Here is a 17,868-nt window from a genome sequence, read left to right as displayed (position 1 = left end):
CCTCGAGCCGCCCCGCGTCAGGTGACCAACTGGTCCTTCCCGAGGGCGATGACCCCGCCCTTGGACACCGTGTACAGCTCCGCGTCCCGCTCCGGGTTGACGCCGATCGTCGCGCCCGGCGGCACCTCGACGTTCTTGTCGAGGACGGCGCCGCGCACCACGGCACCCCGGCCGATGTGCACGTTGTCGTGCAGCACGGAGCCCTGCACGACGGCCCCCGGGTCCACCACGACACCCGGCGACAGCACGGACCGCGTGACCTGGCCGCGCACCAGGCAGCCCGCGCTGATGATGGACTCGCTGGCGATTCCGCCGGCGTTGAAGCGGGCCGGCGAGAGCTGGTACGAGTGCGTGTAGATGGGCCAGCTGCGGTTGTACAGGTTGAAGGCCGGGCGCTCGGCGATCAGGTCCATATGGGCCTCGTAGTAGGCGTCCAGCGTGCCGACGTCCCGCCAGTAGCCCTGGTCACGGGTGGTCTCGCCGGGCACGTGGTTGGCGCTGAAGTCGTAGAGCGCGGCCTCGCCCCGGTCGGTGAGCTGGGGCAGGATCGAGCCGCCCATGTCGTGCACGGAGGCCTCGTCCTCCGCGTCCCGCCGCAGCGCCTCGATGAGGGACTTGGTGGTGAAGATGTAGTTGCCCATGGAGGCGAAGACCATGTCGGGGTCGTCCGGCAGACCGGGCGGATCCGTCGGCTTCTCCAGGAAGCGCTCCACCGTCTGGCCGTCCGAGCCCGGCGTGATCACACCGAACGACGAGGACTCGGTGCGCGGCACCCGGATCCCGGCCACCGTCACGCCCGCGCCGCTGTCGATGTGCTGGGCGAGCATCTGGCGGGGGTCCATGCGGTAGACGTGATCGGCGCCGAAGACGGCGACGTACTCGGGGCGCTCGTCGTAGATCAGGTTCAGCGACTGCAGGATCGCGTCGGCGCTGCCCAGGTACCAGCGCGGGCCGAGGCGCTGCTGGGCGGGCACGGGTGTGACGTAGTTGCCGAGCAGGTTGGACATCCGCCAGGTGGTCGTGATGTGCCGGTCCAGCGAGTGCGACTTGTACTGCGTCAGGACGCAGATGCGCAGGATGTCGCCGTTGACGAGATTGGACAGCACGAAGTCGACCAGGCGGTAGGTACCGCCGAAGGTGACCGCTGGTTTGGCACGGTCCGCGGTCAGCGGCATCAGGCGTTTGCCCTCTCCGCCGGCCAGCACGATTCCCAGGACCGAAGGACCACCACGACGCATGGCCGCTCCCCTCACGCCGATTTCCCGATGCCTGCCCCTGAGCGGGACGGGCTAAGCCTGTTTCAGGATCTCCTCGTAGAGCCGGACCGTGCGGCGGGCCACCGCGTCCCAGCCGAATTCGCCGACCGCCCGCTCCCGCCCGGCCTCGCCCATCCGCCGGGCCGTCTCCGGGTCGCCCAGGACGGTGTCCATGGCCCGGGCGAGACCCGCCTCGAAGCCGTCGCCCGCCGGGACGAGCAGGCCGGTCCTGCCGTCGCCCACGACCTCGGGGATGCCGCCGACCGCCGAGGCCACCACGGGCGTGCCGCAGGCCATCGCCTCCAGGTTCACGATGCCGAGCGGCTCGTACACCGAAGGGCAGACGAACAGGGCGGCGTGCGTGAGGAGCTGGATCACCTCCGGGCGCGGCAGCATCCTCGGAATCCAGAACACGCCGTCCCGGACCCGGCTCAGCTCCCCGAACAGCTCGCGGAACTCCTGGTCGATCTCCGGCGTGTCCGGTGCTCCCGCGCACAGCACGACCTGCGCGGCCGGGTCGATGTCCCGCACCGCGCGCAGCAGGTGGGGCACGCCCTTCTGCCGGGTGATACGGCCGACGAACAGGACGTACGGACGGGAACGGTCGAGCCCGATCCGGTCCAGGGCGTCCGTGCCGTGGTCGGGCCGGTACAGGCTGGTGTCGATGCCGTTGTGCACGACATGGACGGTCTCCGGGTCCAGGGCCGGGTAGCAGCCGAGGATGTCCTCGCGCATGGCCCCGGACACGGCGATCACCGCGTCGGCGGCCTCGATCGCGGTGCGCTCGGCCCAGCTGGACAGCTCGTAGCCGCCGCCGAGCTGCTCGGCCTTCCAGGGGCGCAGCGGCTCCAGGGAGTGGGCGGTCATCACGTGCGGGATGCCGTACAGCAGCTTGGCGAGGTGGCCGCCGAGGTTGGCGTACCAGGTGTGGGAGTGGACCAGCTCGCGGCCCTCCAGGGCGGCGGCCATGGCGAGGTCCACGGAGAAGGTGCGCAGCGCGTCGTTGGCGCCATCGAGCGTGGACCAGGGCCGGTGTCGCCGCACGCCGTCGGTGCGGCCCTCGCCCCAGCAGTGCACGTCCAGGTCGACCAGGGCTCTGAGCTCCCGGGCGAGGAACTCCACGTGGACACCCGCACCGCCGTACACATCCGGCGGGTACTCCCGGGTCAGCAGTCCCACTCGCACCCGCAACTCCCTGCTCTCAGCGGCCGTTCCCTTTCATGGTCACCCAGATGGGGCGTGTGGGGAAGAGCGAGGCGGCCGTGTGAAGCAACAGTCGCCGCAGACGCCCCCGCCGGGCACCCGGTAGTACAGACAGCAGCTGCGGCGCCGGAACGCTGTTCCGGTGAGGGTTCCGGTGCCTGCGAGCAGGGGGTGCGCGAGGAGTTCAGCGGCCAGGGAGCGGGCCCGGGCGACGGTGTCCGTACGGTCGTGCCGCCGGGCCCAGCGGTCGAGTTCGCGGGCGGCGCCCGCCAGTGCGGAGGCGGCGTTCCCGCGCAGCAGGCCGGGGGCGAGGCGGTAGTGGGCGCGCAGGGCCGCCGCCAGGGGTTCGAGGTGGCCGTGCAGGACGGTGTCCGCGAGGGTCGCCGCGTCCCCGGGGAGCGGCCGTACGTCCGAGAGCCACAGGTCGTCGGGGGCGCTGCCGTCGGCGTCCCAGTGCAGCAGCCGGGCGTCGAGGTCGGGGATGCGGTCGTAGAGGGCGGCGCAGCCGAGCGCGACGGACCACAGGCGGGCCGCCAGGCCCAGATGGGCCACGGAGGCCGCGACGCGCAGCTCCGGGGAGCGCAGGGCGTCGGCCACCTTGTTGACCCGAAAAATCAGGGGATTTCCGCACACGTCCGGTGCCGTTTCGCGGTAGGCCTGTGCGAGAGTGGGAAGAGGCCTGGCCGCCGCTCTTTCCGTGCGCAGCACGAAGAAGCCGCCGAGCGGGCGGAGCGCGGCGAGGTCGGGGTCGAGGTCCACGAAGACCAGTAGTACCAAGGCCCCTAAGGGATGCGACCCGGTGGCCCCCGACGTGGTCGCCCACCTTGGGGATGACGGTGCTCCCCTCGTACTCCATCGGCAGTAGGACCCAATGAGTGCTCAGGGACGACGACGGGAAGACCTGGACACGGCAGGGTGTTGGACATGAAAGCCGACCTTTCGCCGCGCCGGGCCGATAGCCCCCGCCTGACGCAGAGGAGCAGCCGATGAGCGCCCTCGCGTTGTCCGTCCTGCTCTCCCTCGTGTCCGCCGTCGCGTACGCGGGCGGGGCGATCGTGCAGGAGCGGGTGGCGGAGTCGTCGCCGGGCGAGCAGTACGCGCCGCTGCGCCGGCCGGGCTGGTGGGCGGCGGTCGGGCTCAACGGTCTCGGCGGGGTGCTGCACGTGGTGGCGCTGGCGTTCGGTCCGCTGAGTCTGGTGCAGCCGCTGGGCGCGCTGACCATCGTGGTGGCCCTGCCGATGGCGGCACTGTTCGTCGGCCGCAAGGCGGGTGCCACGGCCTGGCGGGGCGCGATCATGGCGACGGTGGGGCTCGCCGGTCTGCTGTCCCTGGTCGCCGCGTCCGACGCGCGGTCGCTGGACACGGCTCAGCGGGTGGCCGTGGCCGTCGTGACCGCCGGTGCGGTCGTGGCGCTGATGATCGCCGCCCGGGCCGCGCACCGGCACCCGGCGGTCCGCAGCATGCTGCTGGCGACGGCCTCCGGTATCGCGTTCGGTATGTCCTCGGTGTTCACCAAGACCGTGGCGGTCGACTGGACCGGCGGTGTGTCGGCGGCCGACGTTCCCTCGCTCGCCGTGATCGGCGTCCTCGCCACGGCCGGCATGCTGCTGTCGCAGGCCGCGTACCGGGGCGCCGGCCTCACGGCCCCGCTGGCCACGCTGACGGTCGTGAACCCGGTGGTGGCGGCCGCGGTCGGCATCACGATGTTCGGAGAAACCTTCCGCTACGGCACGACGGGCACGGCGCTCGCCCTGAGCTGTGGTGTGGTGGCGGCGGGTGGTCTGATCCTGCTGACGACGGAGCGGCTCGCGCAGGACCAGCCGGAGAGGTCGGGGACGGGGCTGGAGGTCGCCGGTACGGGGCTGGTCCCCGTCGACACGGGCCTCGGGGCGTCGGGGGCGGTGCGCGAGCCCGCCGCCGGGAGCGGACGGGGCCGGCGGCCCGAGCCGGTGGGTGCCGGGTCCGCGGGCACGGGCGATCCGGGCGGGGCAGTGAGCGGCCTGCCCGGAAGCAGGAGCGAACCGCACGAGACGGTAGGCGCATCGCCCGCCACCGCGGGCAGCCCGGCCCGGGCAGTGAGCAGCCTGCCCGGAAGCAGGAGCGAGCTGCCCGAGACGGTAGGCGGGTCGCCCGCCGGCGTGGGTGGCCTGGCCGGGGTCGTGAGCGCCTCGCCGGAGACCCCGCGTGTGCCGACCGAGGTCGGCACACTGCCCGAGACCGTGGGCGCCCCGCCCATGGCCGTGAGTGTACTGCCCAGGACGCGGGGCGTCGGAACGGCGAGCGCGGGGGCGGGTGACCGTGGTGGGACCGGTCGCGCCCGGCCCGAGGACGAACCGGTGTCCGTGCCGCCCCGTCCCCAGGCCGCCGAGGAGCCCGAGGCCGCCCCGGACGTCCCGTACGAGAGCGGGGAACCGCCGGTGTCCTCAGGCCCCGGCGAACGCCGCCCGCTCTCCTACGTGCCCTTCTACGGCATCCCGTACGTACCGCTGCCCACGGTCGACCGGCACCGCACGCGCGTCAGATCGTGACGCCGCCGGCCCTGAGATAGGCCACCGGGTCGACGTCCGTACCGAAACCGGGCCCCGTCCGCACCTCGAAGTGCAGATGCGGGCCCGAGCTGTTGCCGGTGGAGCCGGAACGGCCGATGCGCTGGCCGGCGCTCACCGTCTGCCCGTCCCGTACGGAGATCGCCGACAGATGGGCGTACTGGCTGTAGCGGCCGTCGCCGTGCCGGACCACGACCTGGTAGCCGAACGAGCCGCCCCAGCCCGCGCTGACGACGCTGCCCCCCGCGACCGACCTGATGGACGTGCCCATGGGCACGGGGAAGTCGACGCCGGTGTGGTACCCCTTCGACCAGGACGAGCCCGCCTTGCGGTAGGGCGTTCCCAGGGAGCCGCTGACGGGGGCGACGAGGCCCTGCCGGGCGGTCGACCGTCCGGCACGGTCCTTGCTCTCGTCCTTGGCGCGCTCCTTGGCGTGTTCCTTCGCGCGGTCCGGCTTCTTGGGTGACGGCTTGGCCGACGGGGCCGGCTTCGCGGAAGGGGCCGGCTTGTGCGCGGGGCGCGTCTTCGTGGCGCCCCCACCCTGCAGCGCGAGCCGCTGACCGGGCACGATCAGGTCGGGGTCGGCTCCTATGGCCGAGCGGTTGGCTGCGTACAGACCCCGCCAGCCGCCCCGGACCTCCTGGTCGGACGCGATACCGGAGAGGGTGTCGCCGCGGACCACCGTGTACATCTCGGCGTTGCCCGCCCGGGACTGCGGCGTGGACTGCGGCCGCACGTCCTCGATGGAGGTCCTGGGCTTCTTCCGCGCGTCCTCCTTCCCCTCCTTCTTCCCGTCCTTCTTCGTGCTTCCGGAGGCCGGCCGGATGTCCGGCTCGCCTCCGCCCCGGGTCAGTCCGGCCCGTTCCGAGCAGACCGGCCAGGCGCCCGGGCCCTGCCCGTCGAGCACCTTCTCGGCGACGGCGATCTGCTGGTCCTTGGTGGCCAGGTCCGCGCGTACCGCGTAGGTCCGGCCGCCGTAGGCCTCCCAGGTGGACTGGGTGAACTGCAGACCGCCGTAGAACCCGTTGCCGGTGTTGATGCTCCAGTTGTTGGTGGACTCGCAGGCGGCGACCTTGTTCCAGGTGTCGACGTCCGCCGCGTGGGCGGCGCCGGTGCCCATGAACGGCAGTGCCATGCCCGCGCCGCCCGCCGTGACGGTGAGTGAGGCGCGGTTGATCCTGTTCGGCTGATACCGGCGGTGCCGGCCGCGTACGGCCATCGATTGCCCCCCTAGACATGCGTCAGGAGGGGCAAAAGTAAGCGCTGCGAACCGGCCAGAACAAGACGGCTATCAGCCGCCCGGGTGCCCAAATGGCCGGTATGAGGCCCCTGTTGCGCGACGTGCGCCACGGCGGTGCATCGCGTACGCCACCCGGTGCGCGGGTGCGACGTGCGCGGGGACGCGTACATCGACTGAGTGCGACGGGGCTTTCGTGCGTATCACGCTGCGCGACGTCGTACGACCCGCGCGTGCGGACGGAGTAGCGGCACGTCAGGATGGTCGACGGGGGCATGCTGGTGGACACCACCCGCAGCACCGATACCGAGGTCTTTAGGAGCCAACCGAATGAGCAGTACAGCGCAGATCGGCGTCACGGGTCTCGCGGTCATGGGCCGCAACCTCGCCCGCAACTTCGCCCGCAACGGCTACGCGGTGGCGGTGCACAACCGGACGCCCGCGCGCACACGCGCCCTGGTCGAGGAGTTCGGCGGCGAGGGGGACTTCGTCGCGTGCGAGAGCGCCAAGGAGTTCGTCGCGGCGCTGGAGCGGCCGCGGCGTCTGGTCGTGATGGTGAAGGCCGGTGACCCGACGGACGCGGTGATCCAGGAGTTCGCCCCGCTGCTGGAGCCCGGCGACATGATCATCGACGGCGGCAACGCGCACTTCGCGGACACCCGGCGCCGGGAGCGCGAGCTGCGCGAGCAGGGCATCCACTTCGTCGGCATGGGCGTATCCGGCGGCGAGGAGGGCGCGCTCAACGGGCCGAGCATCATGCCGGGCGGCCCGAAGGAGTCGTACGACTCGCTGGGCCCGATGCTGGAGAAGATCTCGGCGAAGGCGGCCGACGGCTCGCCGTGTGTCTCCCACGTCGGTCCGGACGGTGCCGGGCACTTCGTGAAGATGGTGCACAACGGCATCGAGTACGCGGACATGCAGCTCATCGGCGAGGCGTACCAGCTGCTGCGTGATGTCGCCGGCTACTCCCCCGCGCAGATCGCGGAGATCTTCCGCACCTGGAACCAGGGCCGTCTCGACTCCTACCTGATCGAGATCACGGCCGAGGTGCTGTCGCACGTCGACGCGGAGACGGGCAAGCCGTTCGTGGACGTCGTGGTGGACCAGGCCGAGCAGAAGGGCACCGGCCGCTGGACGGTCCAGATCGCCCTCGACCTGGGCGTTCCGGTGTCCGGTATCGCGGAGGCCGTCTTCGCCCGCTCCCTCTCCGGCCACGCGGCGCTGCGGGAGGCCTCGCGCGGGCTGGCCGGCCCGAAGGCCCGGGCGCTGAGCGAGTCGGAGGCGCGGGCCTTCGCCGACCGGGTGGAGCAGGCGCTGTACGCGTCGAAGATCGTGTCGTACACGCAGGGCTTCCACGAGATCGACGCGGCCCGCGACGAGTACGGCTGGGACATCGACCTCGGTGCGGTCTCCGCGCTGTGGCGTGGCGGCTGCATCATCCGCGCGGCCTTCCTGGACCGGATCCGCTCCGCCTACGACGCCCGGCCGGACCTGCCGAGCCTGCTGTCGGACGCGACGTTCGCGCAGGAGATCGCGGACGCCCAGGACGACTGGCGCGAGGTGCTGATCGCCGCGACCCGCGAGGGCGTGCCGACCCCCGGCTTCGCCGCGGCCCTCGCCTACTACGACGCCCTGCGCGCGGAGCGGCTGCCGGCGGCGCTGACGCAGGGGCAGCGGGACTACTTCGGTGCGCACACGTACCGCAGGGTGGACCGGGACGGGTCGTTCCACACGCTGTGGGGCGGGGACCGGTCGGAGGTCTCGGCGTAGGCACTCGCCGCTGAGGGAACGATGAGGGGCCGGTGGACGGCCGCATTGGCTGTCCACCGGCCCCTTCTCGTTCTCGTTCCGGTGTCGTTCAGGACAGCGGCGGGCCCGGCTCGGGGTTCGGTACGGGTTCCGGGCCCGGGGGGATCGGTGACGGGTCGGGACCCGGCACGGGGTCCGGCCCCGGGGGCGGGGTCGGGGACGGGGGCGGCGGGGTCGGCTCCGGGCCAGGCGGTGGCTGCGGATCCGGCACCGGGTCGGGGCGCGGCTCCGGGTGCTGGGGATCCGGGCCCGGTGTCGGCCCCGGATGCACGGGGTCGGGAAACGGATTCGTCATGAGGCCCTCCAGCCAGTCGATCGACTCCGGCTCTGGACTACTCCCCCGCCTACCCGGCACCTGCTTCCCCAGTCACTCCGGCGCGGGACGGAGAGGGGGCCAGGTGGGTCAGAAGCGGCCGGGGTGGGCGGACAGCCAGTCCTTTGCCGCCGTCAGCAGGTCCTGATCGGCCGGGCGGGCCTCGTCGGGGTGGCGTTCGGCCCACTTGGTGACGTACGGGCACAGTGAGACGACCGGGCTCTGCTCGTGTGCGGCGATGGCGTGGAGCTCGCGTGCCAGCGACCCCGCGATGCCCTGGCCCTCGTGGGCCGGTTCGACGATCGTGTGCACGGGCACGAGCGCGCGCTCGGGGCTCTCGAGGACGAAGTACTCGATGCGGCCGACGACTTCGCCCCCGGTCAGCGCCTCCAGGCGGCCCGCCGCCCGGTCGTCGCGGATCTCCAGGTCCTTCATACGGACATGCTCCTGTCCCGTGTGCGTCCGGTCAGGCCCCGACGGCCTGCGGGCTGCGCTGCTGGTCCGAGCCGGGCACCGGCTCGGACGGGTCGGCGCCCAGGGCCACGATCCGGTTGTCGCGGTCCACGTGCACGACCCTGGGGGTGAGTGCCCGCGCCTCGGCGTCCGTCACCTGTGCGTAGCTGATGATGATCACGAGATCGCCGGGGTGCACGAGATGCGCGGCGGCCCCGTTGATCCCGATCACCCCGGATCCGCGCTCGCCCTCGATGACGTACGTCTCCAGCCGGGCGCCGTTGGTGATGTCCACGATGTGCACGAGCTCGCCGGGCAGCAGATCGGCGGCGTCGAGCAGGTCGGCGTCGATGGTCACGGATCCCACGTAGTGCAGGTCGGCCTGGGTGACGGTGGCGCGGTGGATCTTGGACTTGAACAGAGTACGCAGCACTTTGGACTCCTGGAAGACGGCTCCCTGCCTGCTTTGTGCAGGTCAGGGGCGTTGTTCACTGTACACCGGCACTCGTCGGACTCGAAGACGACCGGCGCGGCCACCTCCGAGGAGGCCCCCGGAGCGAGCGACCGGCAGCTCAGAGACGCGGCGTGGGTCCGTCCATGATCCGCCGGACAGGCCCTCAGCACTCAGGTCGCCATCTGCTGCTCCGGGGTGGGCCACTCGCCGCCGTTTCCACTTCGGCCACAGCCTGCTCCGAAGAAGGCCCTGGCGTTACTGCTCGATCTCGTAGCGCCGGCCATGGCCGACTCGCGCTCTTCTCGGCTTGACGTGAGCTGTCCAGGCTTCGTCGCAGGAACGGGCGGGGGAGGCGGAGATGACGGATAGACGTGGGCGGAGGGGCGGCTGCTCGTCGCCGGCGAGATGCCAAGGTGAAGCTGGTCGTGCTCGGCGGCGCTCTTACCGACACCATCACGGGAAGCTTCGGCGCCTTCACCGTGTGGCTGAGGCGAGACAAGTGGAGCGCGAGGACTGACGGCGAAGGGGCCGGTGACTCCCGCACGAGCCCCGGTGCTGGCCTCCCACGTCACGAACATCAGCCTACGGCCGGAGTGGCACCCTTGGTGAGGCGTACCACTCCGGCCCTCAAGACCCGAGGTCAGTTGTAGACGTCGAATTCTGCGACTGACCACCAGCTACGCGCAACGTTGCCGGTATTGACGACCTTGATGTAGCGAGCTGTCTGCGTGGGGAAGGAAATCAGGTGGACTCGTTGGCCGTCCGCTACGGACGTGACCTTGGTCCAGTCGGTTCCATCCGTGGATACGTATACGTCTGCGCTTCGCGCATAGTCGCTGACACTGCTGCCGACATCCAACACAACCTTGTCGAAGGTCTGCGTTTTCCCCATGTCCACTTGGATCCAGAGGCCGTCGTACTGCCCTGTTCCGGAGCTGTAGCGAGTGTCGGAATTGCCGTCGAGCATGTTTCCGGGCGCATCCACCTGGCTTGCGTCCGAAGCCTTTGCGGTCCAGCCTGTCCGCGACAGCGCAGGACCAAGATCTATGACGTCGAACGATGATCCACCTGCGTCTGCTCCGCTGGTTCCAGTCACGGAAACCGTGACCTTTCCCGCCGGAAGGCCCTTCGGGACGTAGGCGCTGATGCTCGTGTCCGACCAGGTGTCTATTTCGGCATAGCTTGATCCGAAGTACACCGTGCCCAGTCCCTGGGCGTCACCGAAACCAGAACCGCGAATCGTGAACTTGGAGCGCGGCATTCCTCGTTCCGGCTTCAATTCGCTGAAGGTCGGCGATGGAAAGCTCGACAGCTTCTTGGTGGTGAACATCGCCGAGGTACCGCTCGGCAGCGTATAGGTGTACGAGCCGTCGGTGGATATCTTGAAACTCTTGCTGTCGGCGGTCCCGTTGAATACGACGGTGACCTGTGACCCTTCCTTGCTGGTCCAGGTCTTCAGCTGGAGGCCGTTCGATACTGCTGTAGGAGCTGTGATCGAGCCGGTTCCACGCGCGGACCCGTACACCTCGATGTCGCCGATGGACCACCAGAAACCGGATGCCGCGGTACTGACGATGCGAATGTACTGTGCCGTTCGGGTCGGCAACGTGACGGCTATCTTGCCGATTCCCCCGCTGCCGCTCGAAATCGCGCTGCCCCAATCGGCACCGTCGTTCGAAACGTAGATCTGATACTTGGTGACGTAGTCGAACGAGTTGTTCACGCCGGTGTCGATGACGATTTTATTGAAGCTCGTGGGGCTCCCCAGGTCGATCTGGAACCAGTCGCCGCTCGTCGTCCCGTGCCCGAGACTCCACTTTGTGTTGATATCGCCGTCGATCGCGTTCGCGGCCACACCCCAATCCGGCTGCGCGGAAGCCGTGGCGGTCCATTTGCTACGGCTCAGTGCCCTTCCGGTCGTCTGGACGGAAGCTCCGATCGGAAGGGAGTACGTGACCAGCTTGCTTCCGGTACGGATGGCGTTCTGGTAGGGCAGCAGTGCCGGATCGTACGTGACGGTGACCGGGCCGGATGCCGACGTGAACGTGAAGTCGTGTGTCGGGTCCGAGACCTTGGTCGCTGCGGGGGTACGGCCGCTCTGCGCAGGCCCGGAGTACGTGAAGGTGACGGCGTCGCCGGCGTTCAGGGTGTAGTCGAACGAGTGTGTCCCGTCCGCGACGCTGAAGGTCTTCGCGGCGCTGCCCGAGTTGTGGGCGATCAGGACCTTCGATCCGTCCGGGTTCTGGAATGCGACGTTCTCTATGCTTCCTTCGCCGAAGGTGTTCGAGTAGATCCGGCGCGCTCCGGGCTTGACGAACCTGCTGGCGTGAGCGAGGGCGTGGTAGTCCACGTTGTAGGTCACCCGCCCGTCGGCCGGGTCGATCGTGAGCAAGCCCCGAAGCATGGGTATGCCGGCCGTGTCGCTGTTGAGCGGGCCCCGATCGGGGTCGAGTGCGATGTTCCACAGCATCACCCCGTTCGCCCAGTTGCGCGTTCCGTTGATGATCCACGTTCCCAGTGCTTCGCTGAACGCCGTCTGGTCGCTGTCCTGCCAAACGCCTCCGGTGGCTTCTGTGATGAAGGTTTCCTTGCTCGGGTAGTCGTTGTGGACCACTGTCTGGTAGTTCGGGTTGCCGCTGTAGATGTGCCATCCGGTTCCCGCGGTGTACTTGGAGGCTGCGGGGTCGCTGAAGATCGTCTCCGGATACGAGGGCACGTCCCAGTTGTGGTCCCAAGCCAGGATCTTCGTGGAGATTCCCTTGGCTTCGAACGCCTTGCCGATCTCCTGGATCAAATCAGCTTCCTGGTACGCGGACAGGAACATTCCGGGCCAGGTGGGAGTACCCATGGGTTCGTTCTGCGGGGAAATGTAGGAGATGGGCACGCCGGCCTCGCCATAGGCGTGGATGAACTTGACGAAGTAGTCGGCCAGCGCGGAGGTGTACTCGCTCTTGAGGGTGCCTCCGATCATGGAGTCGGAGGTCTTCATCCAGCCTGGCGGGCTCCACGGGTTGGCCATGATCTTGATGGACGGGTTGAGTGAGAGGGCCTGCCGCAAGGCCGGAATGATGTACGGCACGTCATGCTGGACGGAGAAGTCGGACAGCGTGGGGTCCGTTTGTCCCGCGGGCATGTCGTTGTAGGAGTAGTTCCCGGACGCGTTGAAATCCGTGGCGCCCATCGGAGAGCGGAGCAGGCTGAGGCCGATTCCCTTCGAGGGATCGAACAGCTTCTTCATCAGCTTGGTCCGCTCGGCGGTGGACAGCTTGTCGATGAGCCAGGCGGAGGAGTCGGTCATGGCCGCGCCGAAGCCTTGCACCTTCTGGTACTTGACGCTGTCGTCGATCTTGATCGTCAGCGGGTTGGCCGCTCTCTTCGCCTTGAACAGCACATCGTCCTGGCCGGCGACCCACTTGTCGGCCGATACGTCCGTCAGCCACACACGGACGGAATTGCCACGTGAGGCTTGCTTCAGCTGCGGGGCGGCGATGGCGTTCCCGGAAACCTGGGTCCAGGCGGCGGCGACACCAACGGCGGTGGCCAGGAACTGGCGTCGTCCGAGACCGTATGACCTCATGGAAGATCCTCCTTCGGACCTGCTTGTTCAGTACGTGGGAGAGCGGGTGGGACACGGTGCCGAGGTGGGGGATCGACCGGTTGGAGTCGGTTCTACGGCGACGCCGGAGCCGGCTCTGCGGCGCCGGTGCTCGGCTCCTTGATCACGAGCGGGTGCAGTTCCCACGCGTCGACCGCGAAGCCGAGGCGCGTACCCGGGGCGGTGCGGGCCTGAAGTCGCCACGGGCTCTGCCCTGTGGGGTAGAAGCGCAGGGTGAGGACCTGGCCGGTGGTGATCAGGAAGATTTCGGCGATGGAGTGGTCGACGACGACGCGCAGGTCGACGGGCCGGTCTGGCGGGCAGGGCATCCGGTGGGAACCGCCGCGGCCCCGGTTGTCCAGTGAGGCGTGGTCACGGTCGACGACGAGTTCGCCCGCGTCTACGTCGAGACGGATGTCGAGGTACTCGGAGCCGTCCGGGGTGGTGAGCAGCCGCAGGCCGGCGTTTCCGGTCGGCTCCAGACGGGCCGTCAGGTCGAAGGCGTGGCCCACGGTGCCGAGGTCCACCGGCTGCGAGCCGTGCGTCGCGCCTGTGGCGGTGATGGTGTGTCGGCCGCGCAGGGCGAGCAGTTCGGTGGCGGGCTGCTGGCGCAGTGTGCCGTCGTCCTGAACGTGGATCTCACGGGGCAGGGTGAGGACCCCGGCCCATCCGTCCGCGACGGCCCAGGCTTCGTCGCGGGCTTCCCACGACCAGCCCCACAGCAGCCACCGGTCGCCCGGTGCCCGCAGCAAGGCGGGGGCGTAGCAGTCGGGGCCGTGGTCGACGGGCACCGCTGAGCCCGCCTTGAAGTGGCCGTCATGCTCTTCGCCGATCAGGGCCGCGACCCTCTGCGGACCGGTGGGTTCGGTCCAGGTGCTGAAGAGGAGGGCGCCACGTCCGTCGGCTGCCGGGAGGTATTGCGGGCATTCCCAGCCCTCCCCGGTGAGCAGGTCGGTGCCACCGACGGGCTCCGGATGGCGGGTGGCGAAGGGACCCCGGTAGGTCCAGTTCTCCAGGTCGGGCGAGTCGTAGAGGAGGGCGGCGGCACGGTCGTCCGCGAGGGCGGCGCCGACCAGCATCCGCCAGCGGTCGCCGTCCTGCCAGACGTACGGGTCGCGGTACATGGTGCAGCCCTCGGGCAGCTCGGGGATGACCAGTTCACCACTCGGGCTGAACGTCCGGCCGCTGTCTCGGGAGACGGCGCGGGTGACCGGCTGGTGCTGGAACGAGCGGTCCTCGCGGTGCGCGGAGTAGAAGGCGACCAGCCGTTCGCCGTCGGAGACGGCGTTACCGGAGAAGCAGCCGTCGGCGTCCAGGCCACCGGGGGTCGGGGACAGGGCGACCGGCAGCGGCTCCCAGCTCAGCAGGTCGGGGCTGCGGAAGTGGCCCCAGTGCATGTTGGCGTGGGTCGCTCCGTGCGGGTTGTACTGGTAGCACACGTGGTAGTGGCCGTCGTGGAAGACCAGCCCGTTGGGGTCGTTGATCCAGTTGCGGGGCGGGCGCAGGTGCGCGACGGGGAAGTGTGGATCGCGGGGTGGGGTGGACACACGCGTGCCTTTCGGTATGACAGGGGACCGCCCCGCCGGCCCTCTGGTTGGCGGGGCGGCGGGCCGACGGGGCGGTGGTCTTCAAGCCTGTGTGCGGCCTTCAGGTCCGGATGCGGAATTCCACGCTCAGCTGCTGCTCCCGCCGTGAGCTGGGGCCGACGCGGAGTGCGAACTCGCCTGGTTCGACCACTCGGCGGTTGTCAGCTGTGACGAGAGAGCACTGGGAGGCAGGGATGCTGATGCGGACGTCCAGGCTTTCGCCGGGAGGTATTTCGACCTGGGTGAAACCCTTCAGCTCCTGCTCGGCCCAGGTGACGCTGGTGGTCAGGTCGCTGACGTACGCCTGGACCGTTTCCACGGCCCTGCGGCTGCCGCTGTTGGTGAGCCGCACCGTGGCGTCGACGGTGCCGTCGGCGGAGACCTCCGGGTCGTGCACGACCAAGTCGGAGTAGGTGACCGTGGTGTAGGTGAGGCCCTCGCCGAACGCGAACAGGGGGTCCTGTGTGAGATCCGCGTAGCGGCTCCCGTGCTGGCCTCGCACCTGGTTGTAGAAGACCGGTTGCTGTCCGACGTGGCGTGCGAAGGAGACCGGGAGCCGGCCGCTGGGTTCGATGAGTCCGAGAAGGAGTTCGGCGGCGGCGCGGCCACCGCGCATGCCCGGGTTGAACGCCTCGATGAGGGCTGCCGCGTTCAGTGCCGACTCCGGGAGGGTGCTCGGCTTGGACTGGGCCAGTACGACGATCATCGGTGTGCCGGTGGCGGCGACCGCGTCCAGCAGCGCGATCTGGCCTCCCTGGAGGTCGAGCGTGGCCGTGGAGCGCACCTCGCCGGTGAGGGCGATGGTGTCCCCCACGACCACGACGGCGTAGTCGGCGGCCTCCGCGGCGGCGGTGGCCTCCCGAAGCTGTGCCTGGTCGACCGGGGCGGGGGTGAAGACGGATGGCTGCGGTTGGCCGTCGGGCCCGAGGGACCACTCGGAGTTGGATGCGGGGTTTTCGATGTCGGCTCCGCGGGCGTACGTGATGGTCCAGTCGGCCGGTGCGACGGCGCGTAGGCCATCGAGCACCGTCTCCACCGACTCGCGTGGATGTCCTTCGGGCATCCACGGGACCTGGCCGGTGGCGCCCGCCCAGTCGCCGAGCATGGCTTGCGTGCTGTCGGCGTTGGGGCCGAGGACCGCGATCGCCCGCGGCCTGTCCCGGCTCACGGCGCGCCCCGTTCCGTCCGAGGTCAGCCCGCCCTCGAGGGGCAGGATCCCCTCGTTGCGCAGCAACACCAGGGAGCGTCGGGCGGTCTCCAGGTTGAGGTCGGCGTGTGCGCGGCAGCCGATCACCCGCGCCTGTCGCTCGGGGTCGGGGGCGCGGGGGTTCTCGAAGAGCCCGAGCTCGAACTTCAGCCGCAGAACCCGCCGTACCGCGTCATCGATCTGCTTCTCTTCGATCAGGCCGCGGGCGACCGCCTCCTGGGCGCCCTCGAAGAACTGCGGTGTGGCCATGATGAGGTCGTTCCCGGAGTTGACGGCGACCGCCGCCGCCTCGGCGTAGTCGGCGCAGGTCCGCTGGTCGTAGACCATCCGGCCGACGTTGTCCCAGTCGGTCACCAGCGTCCCGGTGAAGCCCCACTCGCCCTTGAGTACGTCGTTGATCAGCCACTGATGCGCCGTGATGGGCACCCCGTCGATGGACTGGTAGCCGAGCATGAAGCCGCGGCAGCCGGCCCGTACCGCCTGCTCGAAGGGGGGCAGGAACCACGAGCGCAGCTTGCGGGGGCTGAGATCGGCTTCGCTGGCGTCGCGCCCGCCCAGGGTTTCGGAGTAGCCCGCGAAGTGCTTGGCGTACGCCAGCACGGCTGTCGGGTCGCTGAGGCCGTCGCCCTGGTAGCCGCGCACCATGGCCGCCCCGAGTTCACCGATCAGGAACGGGTCCTCGCCGAACGTCTCGTTGATCCGGCCCCAGCGCAGATCCCGGGTGATGCACAGCACCGGGGAGAACGTCCCGTGGATTCCGGTCGCCGCGATTTCGGTCGCGGCCGCTCGGGCGACTCGGTGGAGCAGGGAGGGGTCCCAGGTGCAGGCCATGGCCAGCTGGGTCGGGAAGATGGTCGCGCCCGGCCAGAACGAGTGGCCGTGGATGCCGTCGTCGGCTGTCAGCAGCGGTATGCCGAGCCGTGTCCGCCGGGCCAGTTCCATGGCCTGCGGCATGAGGTCGGGAGACACATGCAGGACTGCCCCGGCCAGCTTGGCCGACACGATGTCCGCCAGGTCCCCGTGTTGTGCGTCGAGCATCAGCAGCTGCCCGACCTTCTCCGGCAGGGTCATCCGGGACAGCAAGTCGTCGGTTCTCGCTTCCACGGATGCTTCCGGATCCAGGTACGCGGCAGAGTGGACCGGCTGTCCCACGGTGGTCTCCAAGAGATGAGTCGTCACAGATCAGAGAGTTGATGGGCGACGGTGAGTGCTTCGTCGCGCGAACCTTGCCGCCCGCCCGGCGGGGCTCGCGTGCCGTCCGTCCGCCGCCCTGGGCGGGACCGGTACGGCATGGGACGGCGGGGCGGGATCCGGGGTGTCACTTCAGGCCGGTGGTGGCGATGCCGGCCACGAACTGGCGCTGGAAGAGGAGGAACACGATCATCACCGGCAGGAGGACGACCATGGCGCCGGCGAGCAGGATGCCGAAGCGGGTGAAGGACTGTCCGCTGCTGGCCAGGGCGAGGCCGACGGGAAGCGTGTACTGGCTCTCGTTCTGGGCCACGACCAGGGGCCACAGGAAGTTGTTCCAGGAGCCCAGGAAGGTGATGATCCCGAGGGTGGCGAGGGCTGGCTTGGTCAGCGGAAGGATGATCTTCGCGAAGATGGCCAGTTCGCGGCAGCCGTCGACGCGGGCGGCGTCGATCAGTTCGTCGGGCAGGGTGGAGATGAACTGCCGCATCAGGAACACCCCGAAGGGCGTGGCCAGGAACGGCAGGATCAGCCCGAGCAGGGAGCCGGTCAGCTGCATGTTGGCCACCAGCACGTACAGTGGTACGAAGGTGACCAGGCCGGGGATCATGAGGGTCCCCATGACCAGCAGGAAGACGGCGCGCTGTCCGCGGAACTCCAGCTTGGCCAGGGCGTATCCGAGCATCGAGCAGAAGATCAGGTTGCCCGCGGTCACGGCGAGGGCCACGATCACGGAGTTGGCGAACATGCTCGTGAAGTCGAGCGTGCTGAACAGCTCGCCGTAGTTGGCGGTCGTGGGCACCGTGGGGATCAAGACGGGCGGGACCTTGCGGATGTCGGCCTCGGGCTTGAACGACCCGGACAGCATCCACAGGAACGGCGCGATCATCAGCAGCAGGGCGCTGGCGAGCGGTATGTACAGCCAGGGCTGGCCCCAGTTCTGGCGGATGCGGCGGCGCCTCAGGGCGCGGTCCGTGCCCGGTTGTGGCGTTCGGAGAGTGGAGAGGGTGCTCATGAG

At 69.7% G+C, this 17,868-nt stretch carries 12 protein-coding genes; 2 read left to right on the top strand and 10 right to left on the bottom strand.

Annotation, left to right across the window (positions count from 1 at the left end):
- Window positions 1–17: 17 nt before the first annotated feature.
- From glgC to OHU35_RS37200, 3 genes are read right to left on the bottom strand one after another with little or no spacing between them, the layout of a single operon-like run.
- A complete protein-coding gene (gene glgC, locus OHU35_RS37210; RefSeq protein WP_189722523.1) occupies window positions 18–1,238 on the bottom strand; it encodes a glucose-1-phosphate adenylyltransferase in 1,221 nt (406 codons plus the stop codon).
- A 51-nt stretch (window positions 1,239–1,289) separates the two neighbouring features.
- The gene (gene glgA / locus OHU35_RS37205) at window positions 1,290–2,441 is read right to left on the bottom strand and encodes a glycogen synthase (RefSeq protein ID WP_359889900.1); all 1,152 of its coding nucleotides are present in this window, start codon (window positions 2,439–2,441) and stop codon (window positions 1,290–1,292) included.
- A gap of 39 nt (window positions 2,442–2,480) precedes the next feature.
- Window positions 2,481–3,236 carry a (2Fe-2S)-binding protein gene (locus tag OHU35_RS37200; protein ID WP_405508438.1) on the bottom strand — a complete coding sequence of 252 codons (756 nt, stop codon included), beginning with the start codon at window positions 3,234–3,236 and terminating at the stop codon, window positions 2,481–2,483.
- Window positions 3,237–3,445: 209 nt separating this feature from the next.
- On the opposite strand from OHU35_RS37200, the gene OHU35_RS37195 reads away from it, so the two are divergent.
- On the top strand, window positions 3,446–4,987 hold the full coding sequence (locus tag OHU35_RS37195; RefSeq protein WP_405508436.1) for a DMT family transporter: 1,542 nt from the start codon (window positions 3,446–3,448) through the stop codon (window positions 4,985–4,987).
- Here OHU35_RS37195 and OHU35_RS37190 read toward each other — a convergent pair.
- On the bottom strand, window positions 4,977–6,224 hold the full coding sequence (locus tag OHU35_RS37190) for a transglycosylase family protein (protein WP_405508434.1): 1,248 nt from the start codon (window positions 6,222–6,224) through the stop codon (window positions 4,977–4,979). The two genes, OHU35_RS37195 and OHU35_RS37190, sit on opposite strands and share 11 nt — an antisense overlap.
- A gap of 348 nt (window positions 6,225–6,572) precedes the next feature.
- On the opposite strand from OHU35_RS37190, the gene gndA reads away from it, so the two are divergent.
- Window positions 6,573–8,012, top strand: a complete 1,440-nt coding sequence (gene gndA / locus OHU35_RS37185) for an NADP-dependent phosphogluconate dehydrogenase (RefSeq protein WP_189722527.1) — start codon at window positions 6,573–6,575, stop codon at window positions 8,010–8,012.
- A gap of 442 nt (window positions 8,013–8,454) precedes the next feature.
- On the opposite strand, the gene OHU35_RS37180 is transcribed toward gndA, so the two are convergent.
- The 6 genes from OHU35_RS37180 to OHU35_RS37155 form a co-directional block, all read right to left on the bottom strand.
- Window positions 8,455–8,799: a GNAT family N-acetyltransferase gene (locus OHU35_RS37180; RefSeq protein ID WP_189722528.1), complete on the bottom strand. Its 345-nt coding sequence runs from the start codon at window positions 8,797–8,799 to the stop codon at window positions 8,455–8,457.
- 31 nt (window positions 8,800–8,830) lie between these two features.
- On the bottom strand, window positions 8,831–9,250 hold the full coding sequence (panD, locus tag OHU35_RS37175) for an aspartate 1-decarboxylase (protein ID WP_142156860.1): 420 nt from the start codon (window positions 9,248–9,250) through the stop codon (window positions 8,831–8,833).
- Window positions 9,251–9,911: 661 nt separating this feature from the next.
- On the bottom strand, window positions 9,912–12,848 hold the full coding sequence (locus tag OHU35_RS37170) for a discoidin domain-containing protein (RefSeq protein ID WP_405508431.1): 2,937 nt from the start codon (window positions 12,846–12,848) through the stop codon (window positions 9,912–9,914).
- A 92-nt stretch (window positions 12,849–12,940) separates the two neighbouring features.
- Window positions 12,941–14,413, bottom strand: coding sequence for a glycoside hydrolase family 32 protein (locus OHU35_RS37165; protein ID WP_405508430.1), 1,473 nt, complete (start codon window positions 14,411–14,413; stop codon window positions 12,941–12,943).
- Between the two features lie 100 nt (window positions 14,414–14,513).
- Window positions 14,514–16,811 (bottom strand): glycoside hydrolase family 3 N-terminal domain-containing protein, encoded by a 2,298-nt coding sequence (locus OHU35_RS37160; protein WP_405509398.1) that lies wholly within the window; start codon window positions 16,809–16,811, stop codon window positions 14,514–14,516.
- A gap of 166 nt (window positions 16,812–16,977) precedes the next feature.
- On the bottom strand, window positions 16,978–17,865 hold the full coding sequence (locus OHU35_RS37155; protein WP_405508428.1) for a carbohydrate ABC transporter permease: 888 nt from the start codon (window positions 17,863–17,865) through the stop codon (window positions 16,978–16,980).
- Between the last annotated feature and the right edge of the window lie 3 nt (window positions 17,866–17,868).

The sequence above is a fragment of the Streptomyces purpurascens genome, assembly GCF_045040895.1.
Classification (GTDB): Bacteria; Actinomycetota; Actinomycetes; order Streptomycetales; family Streptomycetaceae; genus Streptomyces; species Streptomyces purpurascens.
This window is presented reverse-complemented; position numbering and strand designations above follow the sequence as displayed.

Excerpts from the sequence above, each read along its gene's own strand:
- OHU35_RS37155 (WP_405508428.1), bottom strand. The coding sequence starts at position 17,865 with ATGAGCACCCTCTCCACTCTCCGAACGCCACAACCGGGCACGGACCGC.
- OHU35_RS37170 (WP_405508431.1), bottom strand. The coding sequence starts at position 12,848 with ATGAGGTCATACGGTCTCGGACGACGCCAGTTCCTGGCCACCGCCGTT.
- OHU35_RS37180 (WP_189722528.1), bottom strand. The coding sequence starts at position 8,799 with ATGAAGGACCTGGAGATCCGCGACGACCGGGCGGCGGGCCGCCTGGAG.
- glgC (WP_189722523.1), bottom strand. The coding sequence starts at position 1,238 with ATGCGTCGTGGTGGTCCTTCGGTCCTGGGAATCGTGCTGGCCGGCGGA.
- OHU35_RS37190 (WP_405508434.1), bottom strand. The coding sequence starts at position 6,224 with ATGGCCGTACGCGGCCGGCACCGCCGGTATCAGCCGAACAGGATCAAC.
- OHU35_RS37195 (WP_405508436.1), top strand. The coding sequence starts at position 3,446 with ATGAGCGCCCTCGCGTTGTCCGTCCTGCTCTCCCTCGTGTCCGCCGTC.
- gndA (WP_189722527.1), top strand. The coding sequence starts at position 6,573 with ATGAGCAGTACAGCGCAGATCGGCGTCACGGGTCTCGCGGTCATGGGC.